Below are 19,366 nucleotides of genomic sequence, written 5' to 3' on the forward strand. Positions count from 1 at the left end.
CGGGGTGACCGAGGATCGCAACCGGTCCAGGTCGGTGTGTGCCGCTGGGGTGCGGCGGGTGGCGGTCGCCCTCCGGGGTGACCGAGGATCGCAACCACAGCGACCGCAGCCCGTACCTGGCGCACTCGCGCTCGTGGCGGTCGCCCTCCGGGGTGACCGAGGATCGCAACATCTGTCTGTGCCGGCGCTCCGCCAGTACGACGTGGTGGCGGTCGCCCTCCGGGGTGACCGAGGATCGCAACCACCGTGCGCCGCAGCCAGGCGAACCACGCCTCGGCGGTGGCGGTCGCCCTCCGGGGTGACCGAGGATCGCAACATGTCGGTCGGGGCGGCAGCCGACTTCCGGACGCCGGTGTGGCGGTCGCCCTCCGGGGTGACCGAGGATCGCAACCTGCGCTGACCTGCACCGGAGCCCCGGTGTCAGAGACGTGGCGGTCGCCCTCCGGGGTGACCGAGGATCGCAACGACGCCGCCAGCGAGCGCCGTCCGCTGGTCGTCTACGTGGCGGTCGCCCTCCGGGGTGACCGAGGATCGCAACACGGCCATCGGTAGCCTCCGCGTCGAGTACGGACCCGAGTGGCGGTTGCCCTCCGGGGTGACCCGAGGATCGCAACAAAGCGGCCTGCGCGCGGGCGGGGTTGACGCTGACGGTGGCGGTCGCCCTCTGGGGTGACCGAGGATCGCAACGTCGCCGGGCCGTACGGCAGTCAGCGCGGCCCGGCGGTGGCGGTCGCCCTCCGGGGTGACCGAGGATCGCAACGGGATGAGCGTGCGCGGCCAGTCCCTCCTCACCGTGTGTCGGTCGCCCTCCAGGGCGACCGAGGATCGCAACACCGGCACGATCGCTCACACCTTCTTGCCCCAGGGGTGTGGCGGTTGCCCTTCGGGGTGACCGAGGATCGCAACGAGATGACCTACGAGGAGTGGATCGCTACCCAGGTGTGGCGGTTGCCCCCGGAGCGACCGAGGATCGCAACATCCCCAGGAAGTTGCTGACCGTCGTGTACCGGACCGTGGCGCTCGCCCCCCCCGGGGCGACCGAGGATCGCAACAACCGGAGCGTTGAACGGTTCTTCGGCAACGCCGCGTGGGCGGACCACTTGGGAGCCGAACGCCTGGTGGCAGTCGTCCTTCGGGGCGACCGGGGATCGCAACGCCGTCAACCGGACCGTGGCGACGGTGACCGGGATGTGGCGGTTGTCCTCCAGGACGACCGAGGATCGCAACAGCGCGGTCCAGGCTACCGAGGCACAGCACGACCTGGTCGCGGTCGTCTTCCGGGGCGCCCGAGGATCGCAACAATTTGGAACTGTGCGCCAACTTGTCCGGCGGTCACATGCCACAGTCGGCCTCTGAGCGATCGATCCACTGACGATGGGAAATAAGCGGCACCGGCGGCATATTCGTTGTCCGGAGGTGAGTGTCAGGCGGATTGTTTCTGCTCTTTTGAGGTTCTTGGTAGTGGCGATCGCCGCATATTTGCTGGTGATGTCGTGTTGCCCTGCGGGGTGGAGCGTTTGGCTAGATGCGTGCGCGGAGACGTGGTAGGTGCCGTGTTGGGGAACTGTCTCCCGTTGGGATGAGCGGAGCTGGCAGCAGGATTTCGAACCACGTCGTCTTTCCCGGCGGGTTCGTCTGAGTTCCCCAGATGTCGGCAAGTGCCTCTACGAGGAGGAGGCCACGGCCCCCTTCGTCGTCCGGCCCTGCTTCAGTGACGGTCGGCAACAAGGAGATCATGTCGGTGACTTCGACACGGAGACTCTTGCGAGTGCGTGTCACGGCGATGCCGCACGGGGCGCCCGAGTAGAGAACGGCGTTGGCGATGACCTCGCCGGCCAGGAGTTCGACAGTACTCAGTAGATCGTCCGACAGGGCGAGGCCGAGCTGTCCGGCCAGTGCGACGACGCGGCGGCGCGCGGTCGGGACCGCTTCGATGGTGGCCGGGATCGCGAATTCGTACGTCGGATGTTGGGGATCGCGACGTGTCATGGCGGCATCCTCACCTCGGGGACGGCTTCGGAGGGAAAAAGAATTCCACCGGGCAAGAGCTGTGTGAGGACAGATTGTCCACAGACAGTTGACCCGAACTCCCTTGACCACCGGGCGAGATGTGGTAGAGGCGTCGGTTTTCCGTCGTTGAGGCGGAAGGTGGGACTACGTACTTTCCGAACCGTACCCCGGGAGTTGGCGGATCACGTCGGCCCACCGGCTCTGTTTTCCGGAGGCCAGGCAGAGAGTGCGAAGCGTGCCGGGCGTGGTTCGTGGCGTCCTACGCGGCAGTCGTCGCCGGCCTTGCCGAGGGTGTTGTTCAGCCGGTGGACGAAGCGGTCGTACTGCTCGTGCCAGATGATTGCCGTGCCAGGGTCGGTGGTGGTGTCGATGCGAGTGAAGGCGAACGCGGCGATCTCGTAGGCCAGTTGCTCGTGCTGTTGCCAGCAGGGCGGGAGGACCTGGTGGGGTTGCCAGGCGTACGTCTGGTTCAGCCACCGGCAGACCGCGTCTATCCAGTCCAGGACCGGTTCGAGCACTTCGCCGGGGAGTGCGCCTAAGGGCTGTCCCGTAACTGCTGGTCACGGGTGAGATGATCTTGATGTGTCTGGTGTGATCACGGCGTCGGAGCCGTCCTGGATAGCCCCGTTCACCGGGCTGAGCCCCCGCCTGTTCGGCAAGCTGGTGACCGTACTGCGGCGCGAAGGTGCGGATGCGGTCCGCAAGGGCCGGCCGTGGAGCCTCCCGCTGGAGGACCGGGCTCTGCTGGTCGCGGCGTACTGGCGCACGAACTTGACGATGCGCCAGCTCGCCCCGCTCTTCGGGGTGTCCAAGTCGGCAGCCGACCGCATCATCGACCACCTCGGGCCGATGCTCGCGCTCCAGCCCCGCAAGCGGTTCGCCAAGGACACCGTGCTCATCGTGGACGGCACCCTGGTCCCCACCCGGGACCACACGGTCGCGGAGCAGTCCAAGAACTACCGGTACTCGACCAACCATCAGGTCGTCATCGACGCCGACACCCGCCTGGTCGTCGTGGTGGGCCGGCCTCTCGCCGGAAACCGCAACGACTGCAAGGCGTGGGAGGAATCCGGCGCCAAAGCCGCTGTCGGCAAGACCATGACGATCGCCGACGGCGGCTATCCCGGGACCGGGCTCGTCATGCCCCACCGCCGGCGCAAGGGCGAAGACCTTCCGGACTGGAAGGAAGCACACAACAAGTCCCACAAGCAGGTCCGCGCCCGCGTCGAGCACGTCTTCGCCCGCATGAAGACCTGGAAGATCCTCCGCGACTGCCGCCTCAAAGGCGATGGCGTCCACCACGCCATGCTCGGCATCGCCCGGATACACAACCTCGCCCTCGCCGGATAGACGAGCGGCCCGCACGACGGCCAACCACGCCCGAGACAGCTCGAAGATCATTTACGGGACAGTCCTTAGGTCCCACGGTGCTGGGGTGCTCAGGGAGTTGATGTCGGTGGTCCGCGCGGCGGCGTACTCGGCGACCGTGGCGGGGAGTTCAGGGAACGGCGGGAACGCGCTCACGCGACCGTGTCCTGCCGGTACCGCCACGCCTTGGCGTGTGCCGCCGCCCGGCGTCCCTTCTCCACCGCCTGCTTCAGCCGCTCGGCCTCGTTCGCCCGCCTCAGCCCCTGGACGTGACCTTGGATCTCCGTCCCAGGTGTCCCAGGTCCACATCCCGTCGAGGCGGGTGATGACCGGCGGGAGGTTGTCCGCGAGGAGGAGCGCGTGGCCCTCGGGGAGTGCCTTGATCTCGTCGCCGCGCAGGACGGCTTCGAGCGCGGTGTGGGTAGCGGTGGATTCGCCGCCTCGGTCGCCGGTCGTGGTGGTGCGGGTGGTGCGGACTCGTTCGACCTGGCCGCACAGCTCCGACATGTCCTTGAGGAAGCCGGGGTCCTTCGCGCCGCCGAAGACGATGACGCGGTTGGTGAAGCTGGCGAGTTCGTCGGCGGTGTCGTCGCCGAAGCGGGCGCGGGCGCTGGCCCAGCCCTGGAGGCCGTAGATGACGGTGATGCCGCGTCCGCGGCCGTCGGCGACGCGTTGGCGCAGGGAGGGGATCGGCGCGATGTTGGGGGCTTCGTCGAGCGCGCCGAGGAGGGGCGGGTCGAGGCGGCCCGCCGGGGAGGCGACGGCGTGGGTCTCGGCGATGTCCAAGAGGTCTTCCGTGAGCGCCGTGGTGAGGGGTGCGATGGAGTTGGCCTCGGAGTCCTTGCCGAGGAGGTACACGGTGCCGCCCGCGTCGAGGATCTCCCGGAAGTCCGTCGGCGCCTCGCCCTTCCTGCCCCGGAGGGCGTCGAGGACGCTTTCGTGGACGAGGGGTTCGAGCGCGGCTTCGAGGGTGACGGCGGTGTTGCCGACCGTGCGGCTGTCGCCGGTCGTGGAGGTGCGGAGCATGTCGGCCCAGCCGGGACCCGCGCCGGGGTGCGCGGTGAGGATGCCCAGCGGTGACGGGTCGGTGAGTTTGCGGGCCCAGCGCAGGACGTGGTCCAGGCCGGCGCCGTCGAGGGCTGCGGCGTGCAGGAGCGCGGCGAGGACCTTGGCGGCCTGGCCCCGGTAGAAGGCGCTGCCCTCGGACGACTGCCGTGCCGAGCCCGGCGTACGAGAACCCGCGACGAGCGCCTTGGCGCGCATCATCGCGGTCTGCGTGTCGTCGGCGCCGTTGATCGGCTGCCACCGGAACCGGGGGAGCGAGGGCGCAATGTTCTGCGGGTCGAAGACGAACACCGGACGCTCCCCGGAGCGGCGGGCGTCGAGCGTGTACTCCACGAGGTCCGGCTTCGTCGACATCGCCAGGACCGGACCCCCACTCGCGGATCAGCGGAGCGAAGCCGTAGCGTCCTACCCGACCCCATCGGGGCCCCGGCACACCTTGTCAGCCCGCGACCACAACGGGACATCGCGGGGGCGTTGGGAGACGCCGAGCGAGTACCCGAAGTCGTACGGATCGGCGGTGCATGCATTTCTCTGCCAGCAAGAGGGCCCATTACGGCTTAAGTCGCCCGGCGGGACAGCCCCGCCGGGCCCTGGCGCTAGTGCAGGCCGTCGATGCAGGAGCCGGAGCTGCGGTAGCAGGTCATCCCTTTGAGGTACACCTGGTTCTCGTCGGTCATGTAGACCCAGATGTTGTCGGACCCACCGACGACGTCCGCGGCAAGGGTGAAGTTCGCAGGCCCGGCTTTGTCGCACCAGGTGCTGGTGCTCCGGAAGTCCAGTGTGGTGCTGCCTGCAAACGCTCGCGCGTAGATCCGCCGACACCCAGTGGCCTTGAACGATCCGTTGACGGCAACCGACCGGTTGGACCAGGTGGCCGTACCTTTGTAGTAACTCGCCCCATACTCGATCGAGAAGGTGGCGGAGTCTGCGGCGGTCGCGGGTGTGGCCGCGAAGACCATCCCTCCGGCAACCGCTGCGACTGCGGTCACGGCTGCGCCGACCTTCCTCGTACGGTTCTTCACCTTCGACGTGTCCTTCAACCTCACCATGTCAACCACTCCCTGGTTCTTCGAGCAACGGATGTACAAGCTGCGTACACACCGTCGTGCGGAGGTAACCGCCTCAGATCGGGCAGTGAACATTGCTGCTGTTGTTCGGAGTTCGGCAACCTCACAGAACCACACGTGGACCTCGCATCGGAAAGCGGTCCAGCTCGTCAGAGGTAAAGAGGGCGAAACCTGCCCGTGATCCAGGAGACCCTGGGACAATCGTCGATCACTAAAACGATGCGCTGGTCCGCGAGTTGCTCGCACAGAGCCCCTCGCGGCGGGCGATCGCCCGGTTCTGGGCTGGGAGATCCCAAGCCCAACCTCCGCAGACATGGGGTGAACCGCTGTCCCCGGCCTTGGTGCCCTACCGGCTCGCGTACTGGATTTGCGCAAATCTTGGAACGGGCACCGATCTCGGAAGAATCACAGGTCCGACCCGCCCCGCCTCGGGTTCCTCACTCCGCGTCTACTCTCCGGCCAGAGATAGTGGGCGTGATCGTGATAGACAACGGGCGTCGACAACAGGAGTGAGTGGCCGTGGTGCTGAGGACTTTCCGGTGGGCGTTCGCTTGTACCGTGCTCGGGCTGGTCGCGGGCGTGTTGTACGGGGGGTGGTCGGCTCTCGGGGTGGTGGCGATCCTCGCCGTGCTGGAGGTGTCGCTGTCGTTCGACAACGCGGTGGTCAACGCCGGGGTCCTGAAGAAGATGAACGCCTTCTGGCAGAAGATCTTCCTCACGGTGGGCGTGCTGATCGCGGTGTTCGGGATGCGGCTCGCGTTCCCCGTGGTCATCGTCGCGATGACCGCCAAGCTGAATCCGTACGACGCCGTCGACCTCGCCCTGACCGACAAGGACCGGTACCAGCAGCTGGTCACCGACGCGCATCCGGCGATCGCCGCGTTCGGCGGGATGTTCCTGCTCATGATCTTCCTCGACTTCATCTTCGAGGAACGGGACATCCAGTGGCTGCGCTGGCTGGAACGCCCCCTCGCCAAACTCGGCAAGGTCGACGCGCTGTCCGTCTGCATCGCCCTCGGCGCCCTGCTGATCACCGCCATGACCTTCGCCGCCCACGCCCACCAGCACGGGGGCGCCCACGCGGACAAGGCACAGACGGTCCTCGTCGCGGGCATCGCCGGGCTCGTCACGTACCTGGTCGTCGGCGGCCTCTCCGGCTTCTTCGAGAACCGGCTGGAGGAAGAGGAGGACCAGCCGTCCCCCGGCTCCCCGCTCGCCCTCGCCGGGCGCGCCGCGTTCTTCATGTTCCTGTACCTCGAAGTCCTCGACGCGTCGTTCTCCTTCGACGGCGTCATCGGCGCGTTCGCCATCACCAACGACATCGTCCTGATGGCCCTCGGCCTCGGGATCGGCGCGATGTACGTCCGGTCGCTGACGGTCTATCTGGTCCGGCAGGGCACGCTCGACGACTACGTCTATCTGGAGCACGGCGCGCACTACGCGATCGGCGCGCTCGCGGTGCTGCTGCTGGTCACCATCCAGTACGAGATCAACGACATCGTCACCGGGCTCGTGGGGGTCGTCCTGATCGGGAGTTCGTTCTGGTCGTCGGTACGGAGGAACCGGGCGCTGGCGGTGGCGTAGGGGCGGAAATTCCGTTGCCGGCACAGTGGCGTCTTCGGTCGAATGACTCCATGACTCATGACGGCCCGGCAGATCATGTGGAGCGGAACCGGCGGTTCTGGGACGACGAGGCGGCTGCGTGGCACGGTCCCCTCGCGCGGGATCACTGGGCGCAGAAGGAACCGTCCTGGGGATTGTGGGGCACCCCCGAGTCGCAGGCCCGCGTGCTTCCCGACGGCATCGACGGGATGCGCGCCATCGAACTGGGCTGCGGTACCGCCTACGTTTCCGCATGGCTGGCCAGAGCAGGCGCTCACCCCGTCGGCATCGACCTCTCGGAGAAGCAGCTCGCCACTGCTCGGGCGATGCAGGCGGAGTTCGGCATCGACTTCCCCCTCGTCCTGGGCAATGCCGAGCAGGTGCCCTACGAGGACGACACGTTCGACCTGGCGATCAGCGAATTCGGCGCCTCGCTGTGGTGCGACCCCCACCTGTGGATCCCGGAGGCGGCCCGGCTCCTCGTCCCCGGCGGACGGCTGGTGTTCTCGCAGTACTCACCGCTGTTCGCGCTGTGCGCACGGCCCGAGGAAACCGCAACCACCACCCTGTCCCGCCCCCAGTTCGGCCTGACGCGGCTGGAGGAGGGGAACCACACGCAGTTCATCCTGCCGCACGGCGAAACGCTCCGTCTGCTGCGATCCTGCGGCTTCGTCGTCGAGGACCTGATCGAGATCCAGGCACCTCAGGACGCGCAGGACTACCCGGAGGTCTCCGCCGACTGGGCCCGGCAATGGCCGAGCGACGAGATCTGGAAGGCCCGGCTGTCAGGCTGACGGGCCTGCAGGGCGACGCTGCGCAGCTTCTCGCAGGTCTCCTCGTACTCACGCTCGGGCGTACGTGGCGACGAGATCGACGCCGTCCGGCACGGGCACGCGCCGGGGGGAGGATCACCTTGTCCAGCGGCCCGCCGCCCCGCAGTTCGGTGACGCCGGCCCGGTAGTCGCCGCCGTCCTCCAGGGACAGGACGAGCGGCGACGGCTGTTCCCCGGCGGCGCCGGGACCCGCACCACACCGGCGTCAAGGACGGCGTGTCACCCCACCGCGTCCCAGAACCCGCACAGCGCATCGGCCCCCTGCTCCGGATCCTGGAGCATCCACTGATGCCCGACCCCGTCGAGAACCCGCACCTCCGCACCGAGCATCCGCGCCACCTCGGCCCCCGCATCCCGGTCGTCGTAGGGATCCCCGGCCGGATGCAGCGCCAGACCGGGAGCCGACGTCTCGCGCAGACCGGCCCCCCAGTCGGCGTACAGGTTCGGCGTCGCCGACCGGTACAGGTCGACGATCTCGCGGCCCATTACTTCGTCGATCCCCTCCTGGAGGGACCGTGCGTCGGCCTCCCGGACCCCCTGGGCCCGCAGGACCCCGGCGATGCTGCCGGGAGCGTCGTGCGGCGTCGCGAGCAGGCGGTCGAACCACGCCTCGCCGTCGCCGGGGGTCTGCCAGATCTGCGCGAGGGCGTGCCAGACGTACGACGGGTGCAGGACACCCGCGACATCCGCGGCCCAGCTCCGCAGCGGTACGTCGTACGCCGTGACCACCCGGTACGTCAGCAGCGCCCCCCAGTCGTGCCCGACGAGATCGACCGGCCCCTCCACCTCCCGCAGCCGCGCCGCGAGCCACTCGGCGTGACGGTCCTTCCCGCCGGCGAACCCGGCGGGCCTCCCGGTGCCGAACCCCGGCAGGTTCAGAGCGATGCTCTCCCGGTCGAGGCGGCGGCGCAGCCGGTCCCAGATCGCTCCGGTCTCGGGTACACCGTGGACGAATACGACGGTCATGTCTCTCCAGAGGTCGACGGAGAGGGCGATCTTTCCCCGCAGGCCCGTGGTAAACGCGCGCGGCGCCTCAGGAACAGGGCGGAGGGAACTCCACGGTGATGCGGAGCCCCCCGGCAGGACGCGGGGTGAGGGTGAGCCGTCCCTCGTGTGCCTCGGCGATGGTCCTGACGATGGCCAGACCGAGACCGACGCCCGCGTGGTCGGCATGGACGCGTTCCGTGCCGCGCTGGAACGGTTCCGTGAGGGTCGAGACGAGTTCCGTACTGAGCTGGGCGCCGGTGTTCTCGACCGTGAGCACCGCGCTCCCGGCACGGACGCCGGTCGTGACCCGCACGCTGCCCCGCTCGGGCAGGTTGTGGACGATCGCGTTGTGCACGAGGTTCATGGTCAGTTGCAGCAGAAGCGCCGGTGACCCGCTCGTCGGGGTGACACCGCCGAGGGTCTCGACGGACACGCCGCTCTTCTCGGCGAGCGGGAGCAGCGTCTCGGTGGCCTCCTCCGCCATGAGGGACAGATCGACCTGTTCGCGGGTGAAGGAGCGCCGTTCGGCACGGCCGAGCAGGAGCAGTGCCTCCGTGAGGGCGATCGCCCGGGTGTTGACGGCCTGGAGGCGGCCGAGAACCTCGCCGGTGTCGTGCGAGGGGTCGGCGAGGGCCACGTCGAGCAGCGACTTGGAGATCGCCAGCGGTGTGCGCAGCTCGTGCGAGGCGTTGGCCGCGAACCTCCGCTGCTCACCGACGTGCGCTTCGAGCCGCGAGAGCATCGCGTCGAAGGCGTCGGCGAGTTCACGGAACTCGTCCTGGCGGCCGGGCAGTTGGATGCGGTGCGAGAGCGACCCCGTGGCCGCCGTGCGGGTGGCGCCGGTGATGCGGGCCAGGGGAGCGAGCATACGGCCGGCGAGGAACCATCCCCCCAGCAGCCCGAACACCAGCAGGAACGCCATGACGGCAGCTGCCATGGGCGCGAAACCGTTGACGAACGCGGTACCCGGAGTCGCCTGCCACGCCCCCCTCTCGTTGGTCCGCAACCACCCCTCCCGCAGGAGGAACACCCCCACGGCGCCCAGCAGCAAGGCACCGGCGAGCATGAGGAATCCGGCATAGCTGAGGGTCAGCTTGAGCCGGACACTCGGTCCGGGCGCCCTGTCCACGGTTCTCCCTATCTAGAGACGACCACCACACACACGCTACGGTCCGCCGCATATCGTCGGCATATCGGAAACCGCATACGCACCCACAACGCCACGCGCCCTTGGCTGGACGAATGTCCTACAGCGAACCAGCCCGAACCGCCCCCCTCCGGGGAAACCTGACCGTCGGCCCGATCAGCGCCGCCGACCACCTGGCGTTCGTCCGGGCCCAGCGCTCGGTCAGCTTCCTCCAGACCCCGGCCTGGGGCCGCGTCAAGACGGAGTGGCGCGGCGAGTCCCTCGGCTGGTACGACGGCCGGCGGCTGGTCGGCGCCGGGCTCGCCCTGCACCGCCCGGTGCCGAGGCTGGAGCGCTACACGCTGGCCTACCTGCCCGAGGGCCCGGTCATCGACTGGACGGGCGACATCGCCGCGTGGCTCGACCCGCTGGCGGCGTACCTCAAGGCACAGGGCGCGTTCGCCGTCCGGCTCGGCCCGCCGGTCCGTACGGACACCTGGAGCGCCGACCAGGTCAAGGAGGGCATCGGCGATCCCGCCGTCGAGCGGCTCACCGACCTGCCCGCCGAGTGGTCCGACCCGGCCGTCACCAGCGCACTCCGGGACGGAGGCTGGCTGCCGCAGAGCCCCGAGGACGGCTTCGGGGTCGGGCACCCGCAGTTCAAGTACGAGATCCCGCTGACCGGCAGGAGCGAGGACGACCTCCTGCGGGGCATGAACCAGCTCTGGCGCCGCAACATCAAGAAGGCGGCCAGGGAAGGCGTAGACGTCACGGTCGGCACGGACCTGAAGGCGTTCCACGACCTGTACGTCCACACCGCCGAACGCGACCGCTTCACGCCCCGGCCGCTGCGCTACTTCCAAACCATGTTCGCGGAGCTGAACGCCGAGGACCCCGAGCGGATCAGCCTCTACCTGGCCCGCCACCAGGGCGACGTGGTCGCCGCCGCCGTCCTGGTCCGCGTCGGCGCCCACGCCTGGTACGCGTACGGCGCCTCCTCCACCGCGAAACGCGAGGTACGCGGCTCCAACGCCTGCCAGTGGGCGATGATCCGCGACTCGCTGGCGGCCGGCTGCGACGTGTACGACCTGCGCGGCATCACCCCCACACTCGACGCGGGCGACCCGCACCTCGGGCTGATCCAGTTCAAGGTCGGCACCGGCGGGCGGGCGGTGCGGTACCCCGGTGAGTGGGACCTGCCGCTGCGGCCGATGGTGTACCGGGCCTTCGACCTCTACATGAAGCGGCGCGGGCGATGAGTTCCGGGGCTGTCGTGAGTCTGTGTCTCCACGAGGAGAGGAGAGCCGATGGCTGCGGGGAATCCAGGGCGAGACGTCTGGACGATCGTGCACGCGGAACGCGCGGCACTGATCCACGACCTTGAGGGGCTCGACGACGAGCAGTGGGAGCGGCCGTCGCTCTGCGCGGGATGGACGGTCCACGACGTCGCCGCCCACCTGGTCGACTCGGCCCGCACGACGCGTCTCGGCTTCGTGGCCGGCCTCGTCCGGGCCCGGTTCGACTTCGACCGGCAGAACGCGCACGGGGTGACACGCGAGCGCGGCGCCTCACCGGGGGAGACGCTGGCCCGGCTCCGGCAGGTGGCCACACGGACGTCGATCCCTCCGGCGCCCCTCGACAGCCGGCTCGTCGAGGAGATCGTCCATGGCGAGGACATCCGCCGCCCGCTGGGCCTCACCCGCAACTACCCCCAGGACGCCGTCGTCAGGGCACTCCGCCTCCAGGCCCGCACCCCGGTCTCCTTCGGCGGCGCGAAGGAACTCGTGGCCCCGCTCCGCCTCACGGCGACCGACGCGGAGGTGTCGATCGGCGACGGCCCGGAGGTGACCGGGCCCGCGCTGTCCCTGCTGCTCGCGGTCATGGGACGGGGCGTGGCGCTCGACGACCTGGGCGGGCGGGGAGTCGGCGCGCTGAGGGGTTCTTAGCGGCCGGCGATGAGTTTGCCCGCCGGCCGCCGTCCTACCTGGTGAACCCCGAGAAAGTGGAGGCACGAGATGGGCAGCATCACTCAGGTGGCCACGGTCGCGATCCGCGTCACCGACCAGCAGAAGGCGACCGCGTTCTACGTCGACGAGCTCGGCTTCGAAGTACGCCGGGACATCCCCTTCGGCGCCGGGCGCTGGATCGAGGTGGCCCCGCCTGGAGCGGCGACGACGGTCGCGCTCGTTCCCGAAGGGATCCCGGCCGGCATCCGTCTGACGACCCGGGACGCGGACGCCGACCACGCGGATCTGCGCGCAAGGGGTGTCGATGTGGACGCGGAGGTTGTACGGATGGGGTTCGGGGTGCCGCCGATGTTCGCTGTGCGAGACCCGGACGGCAACAGCCTCATCCTTGTCGAGGGCGTCTGAGCGGGGCCTTGCTCTTTCAGCGAGCTAGGTGAGTGCCGCGGCGACCTCGTCGAGGCGCGCCCCGCGTGAGGCCTTGACGAGGACCACGTCGCCGTCGGTGAGGTGGGCGCGTAGCCAGTCGACGGCCGTGTCGTTGCCGGCCAGCGCCACGGCCCGCTCTCCCGCGCCGGCGGCGATCGCTCGGGCGGCCTCGCCGATCGTGATCACCATGTCGGCGCGGGTGGCGGCGTACTCTCCCACGGCGTGGTGCTCGGCCTCGCTGGTCTCGCCGAGTTCGAGCATCTCGCCGAGGACGGCGATACGGCGTGTGCCCTCGATCGCCGCGAGCGCGTCCAGGGCGGCGCGGACCGAGTCGGGGTTGGCGTTGTAGGAGTCGTCGAGGAGCGTCGTGCCGCCGGTGAGGGGACGCAGCTCCATGCGCCACTTCGACAGGGAGGCGCTGGGCAGCGCCGCAGCGGCCACGTCGAGGGGGACGCCGGCCGCGAGTCCGGCCGCCACTGCCGCCGCCGCGTCGAGTGCCTGGTGGGCGCCCACGAACGGCAGCGCGACGGGGGCCGAGGCGTCGGCGGTGCGCAGCGTGAAGGAGGGGCGGCCGAGCCGGTCCAGCGTCAGGTCGAGCACGCGTACGTCGGCGTGCCGCGCCCGGCCGAAGGTCAGCACCGGGCCGTCGGTGAGGGCGCGCATCGCGGCCACCCGGGGATCGTCGGCGTTGAGGACGGCGGTGCCGCCGGGCGCCAGCCCCCGTACCAGTTCGCCCTTGGTCTCGGCGATGGCCCGGCGCGAGCCGAACTCGCCGAGGTGGGCCTGGCCGACGTTGAGGACGACGGCGATGTCGGGCGCGACCAGGCGGGTGAGGTCGGCGATGTCGCCGAGGTGGCGGGCTCCCATCTCCAGGACGAGGAACCGGGTGGCCGCGCCGGCGCGGAGCATGGTGAGCGGGACGCCGAGTTCGTTGTTGAGGGAGCCGGTCGTCGCGGTCGTCGGCGCGGTGCTCGACAGGACGGCCGCCAGCAGGTCCTTGGTGGTGGTCTTGCCCTGCGAGCCGGTCACCCCAATGACGGTCAGCCCGTCGCGCAGCCGGGCCACGACATGGGCGGCGAGCGCCTGGAGCGCGGCTCGCACGTCCTCGACGACGACGGTGGGCAGCGGCGTGGGCTTCGAGCCGAGCACCGCGACCGCGCCGGTCCGGCCGGCCTGGACGGCGTACTCGTGACCGTCGACGTGCTCACCGGCGAAGGCTACGAAGAGGCTGCCCGGCTGGGCTTGTCGGCTGTCGAGCACGGCGGGCGCGGTCACGGTGCTGTCGCCCACGGCCGTCCCGCCGACGACTGCGGCGATCTCGCCGAGGCCGAGCGGGATCGTGCCGGGGGATTCGCTGTAGGTCATGTCCCCAGTCAAGGCCGCGCGGTGTTGCCGGCACGTATGCGGTTTTCGATAGGCCGACGATAGGGCGTGATGGGAAAGTCGAAGTAGGTGTCCGGATACGGTTCGTCGACGAGGGTGTAATGCCACCACTCGCAGTCGTAGGACCGGAATCCGCAGCGCTCCATGACGGACCGGAGACGCTCACGGTTTTCCGCTTCGAGCCGCGTGATTCCCTCTGCCCCGTGATGGGAGACGGAATCCATCAAGTCATGGCCACCGCCCATGGGAACGAGATCGCCGGTGGGCAGGTGAAAGAGCGTCAGATCGACCGTGCTGCCCCGGCTGTGCCCCGATTTGGCGGCCACATACCCTTGGTCGAACATCGCCGCCCGGTCGATGTTCGGGTAATGCCGTGACCTCGTCCGGCCGTCCTCCGGCTGCCGCGCCCAGCGCAGAAAGCAGTCCACGGCGCGTTGCGGACGGTAGCAGTCCCAGAGGAGCAGGCCGAAGCCATGGGACGCGGCCTCTTTCCGCGCTCTGTCGAGGGCCGCGCTCACGGCTCTGGTGCCGACGACGCGATTCGCCAGATATCCGTCCACCGGTTTTCCGGTGAAGTTGTCCCAGGTGGCGTACTTGGCGTCCCAGCGTATGCCGGGGACGAACTCGTCCAGGAAAACGAAGTCGTCCCTCACCGGCCGTTCCCGTTCAACGCCAGCGACACCATCTTGTCGATGACATCGGACAGTTGAAGACCTGCGGCGGCCATCATTCTCGGATACCGGCTGTACGAGGTCAGACCGGGCAGCGTGTTCACCTCGTTGAGGACGACCGTGCCATCGGCCGTGAGGAACAGGTCGACCCGCGCCAACCCCCGGCATCCCAGGGCGCGATAGACGGCCTTCGCCGTCTCCTGGACGAGTGCGCGGGACTCCACCGGAATGTCCGCCGGAACGATGGGCGTGGAATTCTCGGAACCACTCTCGGGATTCGCCTCCTGATGGATCCGGAAGAAACCATGGGAAAGATCCATGCGGTCGACCTCACCGGTCATCAACTCCGTGCCGGTCCCCAGAATCGCGCAGCCGACCTCGCTGCCGACGACAGCCTCTTCGACCAGGACTTTCGCGTCGTACTGCCGTGCCGTTTCGATCGCGGCCGGGAGTTCCTCTTCCCGGGACACCTTGGTGACACCGAAGGACGACCCCGAGCGGGCCGGTTTCACGAAGACGGGATAGGTGAGCCGGCCGGCGTCGACGGGTTCGTCCGCCGTGACGGTCCGGAAGTCCGGCGTGGCGATTCCCGCGTCGCGGGCCACGAGGTAGGTGAGGGACTTGTCCATGCACAGGGCGGAACTCTGCACGTCGCAGCCCGCGTAAGGGATGCCGGAGAGCTCCAGCAGTCCCTGTATCGCGCCGTCCTCACCGAGTCTGCCGTGCAGCACGGGCAGGACGACGTCCAGGCCGATCGTGTCGTACCGCCCGTCCTCCAGGACGAGCAGCCCGCGTACACCGCTGTCCGGCGACAGCGTGACCGGGCGGCACGCGCCGTTCTCCCAGTCCGGCGCTGGGCCGGAACAGAGCTTCCAGGAACCGCTTTTCGTGATCCCGATGTAGTGCGGTTCGTACCGGGCGAGGTCGAGGTTCTTCGCGACCTCCTGCGCGGACTTGACGGAGACGGGGTGCTCTTCGGAACGGCCCCCGAAGACGATTCCGACCTTCAACTCAGCCATGCTGGTTCCTGCTTTCGAAGGTGAGGCAGTTGGCGATGGAATTCTCGATCGTGTCGCTCAGGGCGTGCTCGGTGTAGTAGGCGGTGTGTGGACTGATCAGCGCGTTCGGCAGTTTCAGCAGGCGCAGCAGCGATTCGTTCTCGATGGGCTTGTCTCTGCGGTCGGTGTAGAAGACGCCTTCCTCCCCTTCGAGAACATCCAGTGCCGCGCCGCCCACGTGGCCGCTTTCCAGTGCCGGGATGAGCGCGTTGGTGTCGATGAGGGAACCGCGTCCGGTGTTGATGACGAATGCGCCCTCTTTCATCTGCCCGATGCGGTTGTGATCGAGGAGGTGGTGCGTTTCCGGGGTGAGTGGCGTGTGGAGCGTCACGATGTCACTCAGCCTCAGTAATTCACCGAGGGGTACGTGATCGGCTTCGGGGTATTTTCTGCAGGCGAGTACGCGGCATCCGAAACCTCGTAGCCTGTCCATGACCGCGGTGCCGATACGTCCTGTTCCGACGACCCCGATGGTCAGGTCGCGCAGCTCCTTCCCCCGTATGTCGTTCAGCCGGAAATCCTGGGTGGCCGCACGGAGAACGGTGGACTTCGCATGGCGAACAGTCATCAACATCAGCATCAGGGTGTAATCGGCGACGCTGTCGGGGGAGTACGTGACATTCTCGACGGAAATCCCGAGGCCGGCCGCGTACTCCACGTCGATATGGTTGCAGCCGATACTCCGCGTGGAGATGTACGTCACGCCGACCTGCCTGAGCGCCAGGAGCGTGGAATTCGGGACCTGAGTCTTGTGGCCGATGCTGATGCACCGGTTTCCCGACGCGAGTTCGGCGTTGGCCTTGGACACCGCTGCCGCAGTGACGACCGGCGCCACACCGAAACGAGGCGCCAACTCCCGGAACAGGGCTGCCTCGTCCGGCTCACATCCGTAGGCGGTGATTCCCGTCGGCGGGGTGGAGGAGAGGGGCGCCGGCGACCGGTTGCGGCAGGCCGCCGTTCGTGCTGGTTCGCGGTAGGACATGCCTTCAGCTAAGGCGGCGTCAAGTTGCCGGTGCGTATGGGGTTTTGGATACGGCGGCGATAGGTCGCTCGCGTGCGACCTGCTTACGCTCCTCGACGAGCGTCTCTGCCCGGGTCGACGGGGACGTTGCCGGTCCGGCGCCACGGTTTCTCGTACCTGCCGCCGCACGCCCGGCACCAGGGTCGGAAGAGGGCGGTGGCGGGGCCCATCTGGGCACTCGGCTCGGCGGGGTACTCGGCGTTCTGGATTCTCGCGACGAGCTGAGGGGTGGTGCAGGTGCACGCGGGGGCAGGGGACGTGGGCGGCAGGGAGCGGGCGGGGCCGGCGGGCGGGGCGTCGACGAAGTCGGTCCGGTAGCCGTCGACCGGCGTGTACTTGGTCCGCCTCGTGGCCTTCTGGAAGCGCTGTCGGCCGGTCCGGCCGGGGAAGATCAGGAGGAGGCCCGCCAGGAGCCGGAAGGAACGGCCGAAAACCAGGCTGGGGTCCGGGTCGAAGACCGCGGCCGTGACACCGTCCTCGTCGACGAGGGGGACGCCGCCTGCGTACCGGGGATCGCCGGTGCTGAAGCCCACGGTCGCGGTGACGCCGTACTCGTCGGCGAGTTTCGCCAGGGCCAGGTCGATGCCGGGACGGAAGCGCACGGCGGCCTCCCGCAGCCGGCCGTCCCCGGTGGCGCGGGCGGCTTGCTCGGCCGCGGTCGCCGCGCTCAGGGCCTTCGCACGGGAGGCGGCGTTCTTGCCGCGTATCTCGTCCCGCTTCTTGTCGTGGGCCGCCCGCAGCGCGGCGAGTTGGGGCTCGCGCTCACGACGGCGGCGCTCTTCCTCGGCGAGATGGACGTCCTCGGCGGTGACGTACTGCGGCGCCGTCCACACCGTGACGAGGGGCCGGTGCGGGTACGGCAGCGGGACGCGCGGCGTGTGCGTGACGATCCGGTGGGTGAACGCCCAGCCGAGGAACTGGGTGAGCGGGGCCGGAACGGCTCTCCAGCCCCGGCCGGTGAACTTCACCAGCCCTTCGGCGGCGGCCAGTTCCGTGCTCCCCTCGGGCCGCTCCAGGCGTACGGACGGGACAGTGCCGAGCCAGGGCGGGCGGGGCCGGTCGCTGAACCAGATCGAGGCGACCCCGTCGGTGCGCATCCTGGCCGTGCGGGCGGCGATGTCGGTGCCGGTGATCGGGGCGAGCTGGGCTTCGAGGGCCGTGCTCCAGGTCCCGGCGGGGTCGGTGGCCAGGACGTCGGCCCGCCAGGCGCCGTCGGGGCCGGGGACTTCGAGTTCGGCGTGGGCGCCGGCGTCGCGGGCGGCGGTGGCGAGTTCGAGCTTGAGGAGGTGGTGGGCGACGGATTCCAGGCCGAGCGCGCAGGTGGGGGCGCCGGGGGCGTGGGCGAAGAACCGTAGGCCGGTGCGGGAGGTCTTCGCGTGCATGGGGTGGTGGCACTCGTCGCAGGTGATCGGCGCGGGCGGTCGGCTCTTCCACACCGCTTCCCAACTGCGCCCGCACCCGAGGTCGGGCAGGTGCGCGAAGACGGTTCCCCACTGCGCGTGTACGGCCCTGAATGCCACGCCGGCCTCCCCCTGCTGGTCGGTGAGGCCAGTATGGCGCGGGGCACTGACATCGCCTCAGGTTGCGGCGGGCCCTTGCGTGCGGAAACCGATCAGTTTACGGTGATGCGGACCGATCGGTTTCTCGCTGTTCGGGCGAGCCGCGAAGCGGACAAGGAGCGCCGGATGACCGCCGTACCCGGTACCGAGCCGACGGAACCCAGACTCCCGGCGAAACTGGCCTCCCACCCCTCCGTACAGGCACTGCTCGCCCGCCGCGAGGCCGGTGACGTCCCGACCCCGCCGAAGGTGATCGACGCCGCCTGGCTGAAGGAGCTGTGCCTCGCGTCCGGCGCGGACGACGCGGCGGCGGTGAGCCTGGACCACCCGGACCTGGCCGGCGAGCGGGAGCACGTGCTCGGAGCGCTGCCCGGCACACGCACCCTGATCGCCATGGTGTTCCGGATGAACCGCGACAACTGCCGCTCCCCGGCGCGGAGCGTGGCCAACCAGGAGTTCCACCAGACCGACGAGCAGGCCAACCACGCCGCGCGGGCCGTCACGCGGGCATTGCAGGACGCCGGGCATCGCGCACTGAACCCGTCGGCCGCGTTCCCCCAGGAGATGGACCGCTTCCCCGGCCGGATCTGGGTCGTGGCGCACAAGACGGTCGCGGTGGCGGCCGGGCTCGGCGTGATGGGGCTGCACCGCAACGTCATCCACCCGAAGTTCGGCAACTTCGTGCTGCTGGCCACCGTCCTGGTCGACGCGGAAGTGGGCGAGTACGGGCGGGAGCTGGACTACAACCCGTGCATCGACTGCAAGTTGTGCGTCGCCGTCTGCCCGGTCGGCGCGATCGACAAGGGCGGCGCGTTCGACGCGCTGGCCTGCGCCACGCACAACTACCGCGAGTTCATGAGCGGGTTCACCGACTGGGTGCAGACCGTCGCCGACAGCGAGGACGCCGCGGACTACCGCTCCCGGGTCACCGACTCCGAGAGCGCCTCCATGTGGCAGAGCCTCTCCTCGCCCCCCGGCTACAAGTCCGGCTACTGCCTCGCGGTCTGCCCCGGCGGCGAGGACGTCCTCGGCCCCTACCTGGACGACCGCAAGAACTTCATGGACACGGTGCTGCGCCCCCTCCAGGACAAGACGGAGACGCTGTACGTCCTACCGGGCTCCCACGCACAGGAATACGCCCGACGCCGCTTCCCCCACAAGCCGGTCAAGGAGGTCACCGGCGGCTGGCAGCCCCCGGCGAAACGCTCCGCGTCGTCCTGACG

Annotated in this window: 18 protein-coding genes and 1 CRISPR repeat array (1 of these 19 only partly in view); of the genes, 7 read left to right on the forward strand and 11 right to left on the reverse strand. The window is 69.3% G+C overall.

Going from position 1 to position 19,366, the window contains the following annotated elements; all coding sequences use genetic code 11:
* Nucleotides 1–539: direct repeats of the CRISPR family, unit length 37 nt; unit sequence GTGGCGGTCGCCCTCCGGGGTGACCGAGGATCGCAAC; it begins 818 nt to the left of the window's first position.
* Nucleotides 540–1,521: 982 nt separating this feature from the next.
* Entirely contained in the window at nucleotides 1,522–1,989 is a 468-nt protein-coding gene (locus tag J8M50_RS24060; RefSeq protein WP_010360961.1) for an ATP-binding protein, read from the reverse strand.
* Nucleotides 1,990–2,192: 203 nt separating this feature from the next.
* Nucleotides 2,193–2,528: a hypothetical protein gene (locus J8M50_RS24065; protein ID WP_010360960.1), complete on the reverse strand. Its 336-nt coding sequence runs from the start codon at nucleotides 2,526–2,528 to the stop codon at nucleotides 2,193–2,195.
* Between the two features lie 64 nt (nucleotides 2,529–2,592).
* On the opposite strand from J8M50_RS24065, the gene J8M50_RS24070 reads away from it, so the two are divergent.
* Nucleotides 2,593–3,360 (forward strand): IS5/IS1182 family transposase, encoded by a 768-nt coding sequence (locus tag J8M50_RS24070; protein WP_029183378.1) that lies wholly within the window; start codon nucleotides 2,593–2,595, stop codon nucleotides 3,358–3,360.
* 51 nt (nucleotides 3,361–3,411) lie between these two features.
* On the opposite strand, the gene J8M50_RS24075 is transcribed toward J8M50_RS24070, so the two are convergent.
* Nucleotides 3,412–4,797, reverse strand: a complete 1,386-nt coding sequence (locus J8M50_RS24075) for a type IV secretory system conjugative DNA transfer family protein (protein WP_010361044.1) — start codon at nucleotides 4,795–4,797, stop codon at nucleotides 3,412–3,414.
* Nucleotides 4,798–5,039: 242 nt separating this feature from the next.
* Entirely contained in the window at nucleotides 5,040–5,492 is a 453-nt protein-coding gene (locus J8M50_RS24080) for a hypothetical protein (protein WP_010361045.1), read from the reverse strand.
* Between the two features lie 537 nt (nucleotides 5,493–6,029).
* Between J8M50_RS24080 and J8M50_RS24085 the strand changes: the two genes are divergently transcribed.
* Nucleotides 6,030–7,094 carry a DUF475 domain-containing protein gene (locus J8M50_RS24085; protein ID WP_010361046.1) on the forward strand — a complete coding sequence of 355 codons (1,065 nt, stop codon included), beginning with the start codon at nucleotides 6,030–6,032 and terminating at the stop codon, nucleotides 7,092–7,094.
* Nucleotides 7,095–7,144: 50 nt separating this feature from the next.
* Complete coding sequence (locus tag J8M50_RS24090; protein WP_029184752.1) at nucleotides 7,145–7,906, forward strand: class I SAM-dependent methyltransferase; 762 nt, start codon at nucleotides 7,145–7,147, stop codon at nucleotides 7,904–7,906.
* 258 nt (nucleotides 7,907–8,164) lie between these two features.
* Here J8M50_RS24090 and J8M50_RS24095 read toward each other — a convergent pair whose 3' ends face one another.
* Nucleotides 8,165–8,911, reverse strand: coding sequence for an alpha/beta fold hydrolase (locus tag J8M50_RS24095; protein WP_010361048.1), 747 nt, complete (start codon nucleotides 8,909–8,911; stop codon nucleotides 8,165–8,167).
* Nucleotides 8,912–8,978: 67 nt separating this feature from the next.
* Nucleotides 8,979–10,061, reverse strand: coding sequence for a sensor histidine kinase (locus J8M50_RS24100; RefSeq protein WP_010361049.1), 1,083 nt, complete (start codon nucleotides 10,059–10,061; stop codon nucleotides 8,979–8,981).
* Between the two features lie 113 nt (nucleotides 10,062–10,174).
* Here J8M50_RS24100 and J8M50_RS24105 point away from each other — a divergent pair, with 113 nt between their 5' ends.
* The 3 genes from J8M50_RS24105 (at nucleotide 10,175) to J8M50_RS24115 (ending at nucleotide 12,430) form a co-directional block, all read left to right on the forward strand.
* The gene (locus tag J8M50_RS24105; RefSeq protein ID WP_010361050.1) at nucleotides 10,175–11,317 is read left to right on the forward strand and encodes a lipid II:glycine glycyltransferase FemX; all 1,143 of its coding nucleotides are present in this window, start codon (nucleotides 10,175–10,177) and stop codon (nucleotides 11,315–11,317) included.
* 48 nt (nucleotides 11,318–11,365) lie between these two features.
* The gene (locus J8M50_RS24110) at nucleotides 11,366–12,004 is read left to right on the forward strand and encodes a maleylpyruvate isomerase family mycothiol-dependent enzyme (RefSeq protein WP_010361051.1); all 639 of its coding nucleotides are present in this window, start codon (nucleotides 11,366–11,368) and stop codon (nucleotides 12,002–12,004) included.
* Between the two features lie 69 nt (nucleotides 12,005–12,073).
* Nucleotides 12,074–12,430, forward strand: a complete 357-nt coding sequence (locus J8M50_RS24115) for a VOC family protein (RefSeq protein WP_010361052.1) — start codon at nucleotides 12,074–12,076, stop codon at nucleotides 12,428–12,430.
* Between the two features lie 24 nt (nucleotides 12,431–12,454).
* On the opposite strand, the gene J8M50_RS24120 is transcribed toward J8M50_RS24115, so the two are convergent.
* From J8M50_RS24120 to J8M50_RS24140, 5 genes are all read right to left on the reverse strand, one after another.
* Nucleotides 12,455–13,816, reverse strand: coding sequence for a UDP-N-acetylmuramoyl-tripeptide--D-alanyl-D-alanine ligase (locus J8M50_RS24120; protein ID WP_010360098.1), 1,362 nt, complete (start codon nucleotides 13,814–13,816; stop codon nucleotides 12,455–12,457).
* 8 nt (nucleotides 13,817–13,824) lie between these two features.
* The gene (gene vanX, locus J8M50_RS24125) at nucleotides 13,825–14,487 is read right to left on the reverse strand and encodes a D-Ala-D-Ala dipeptidase VanX (protein WP_010360099.1); all 663 of its coding nucleotides are present in this window, start codon (nucleotides 14,485–14,487) and stop codon (nucleotides 13,825–13,827) included.
* Nucleotides 14,484–15,524 carry a D-alanine--(R)-lactate ligase gene (gene vanA, locus J8M50_RS24130; protein ID WP_010360101.1) on the reverse strand — a complete coding sequence of 347 codons (1,041 nt, stop codon included), beginning with the start codon at nucleotides 15,522–15,524 and terminating at the stop codon, nucleotides 14,484–14,486. Before vanA ends, vanX begins: the two co-directional genes overlap by 4 nt.
* Nucleotides 15,517–16,545 carry a D-isomer specific 2-hydroxyacid dehydrogenase family protein gene (locus J8M50_RS24135; protein WP_075661990.1) on the reverse strand — a complete coding sequence of 343 codons (1,029 nt, stop codon included), beginning with the start codon at nucleotides 16,543–16,545 and terminating at the stop codon, nucleotides 15,517–15,519. The genes vanA and J8M50_RS24135 overlap by 8 nt, the downstream gene beginning before the upstream one ends.
* An 83-nt stretch (nucleotides 16,546–16,628) precedes the next feature.
* Nucleotides 16,629–18,104: a competence protein CoiA family protein gene (locus J8M50_RS24140; protein WP_010360103.1), complete on the reverse strand. Its 1,476-nt coding sequence runs from the start codon at nucleotides 18,102–18,104 to the stop codon at nucleotides 16,629–16,631.
* A 165-nt stretch (nucleotides 18,105–18,269) separates the two neighbouring features.
* On the opposite strand from J8M50_RS24140, the gene J8M50_RS24145 reads away from it, so the two are divergent.
* The gene (locus J8M50_RS24145; RefSeq protein WP_010360105.1) at nucleotides 18,270–19,364 is read left to right on the forward strand and encodes a 4Fe-4S binding protein; all 1,095 of its coding nucleotides are present in this window, start codon (nucleotides 18,270–18,272) and stop codon (nucleotides 19,362–19,364) included.
* The last annotated feature ends 2 nt before the right edge of the window (nucleotides 19,365–19,366 follow it).

It is taken from the genome of Streptomyces acidiscabies (genome assembly GCF_020010905.1).
Lineage (GTDB): Bacteria > Actinomycetota > Actinomycetes > Streptomycetales > Streptomycetaceae > Streptomyces > Streptomyces acidiscabies.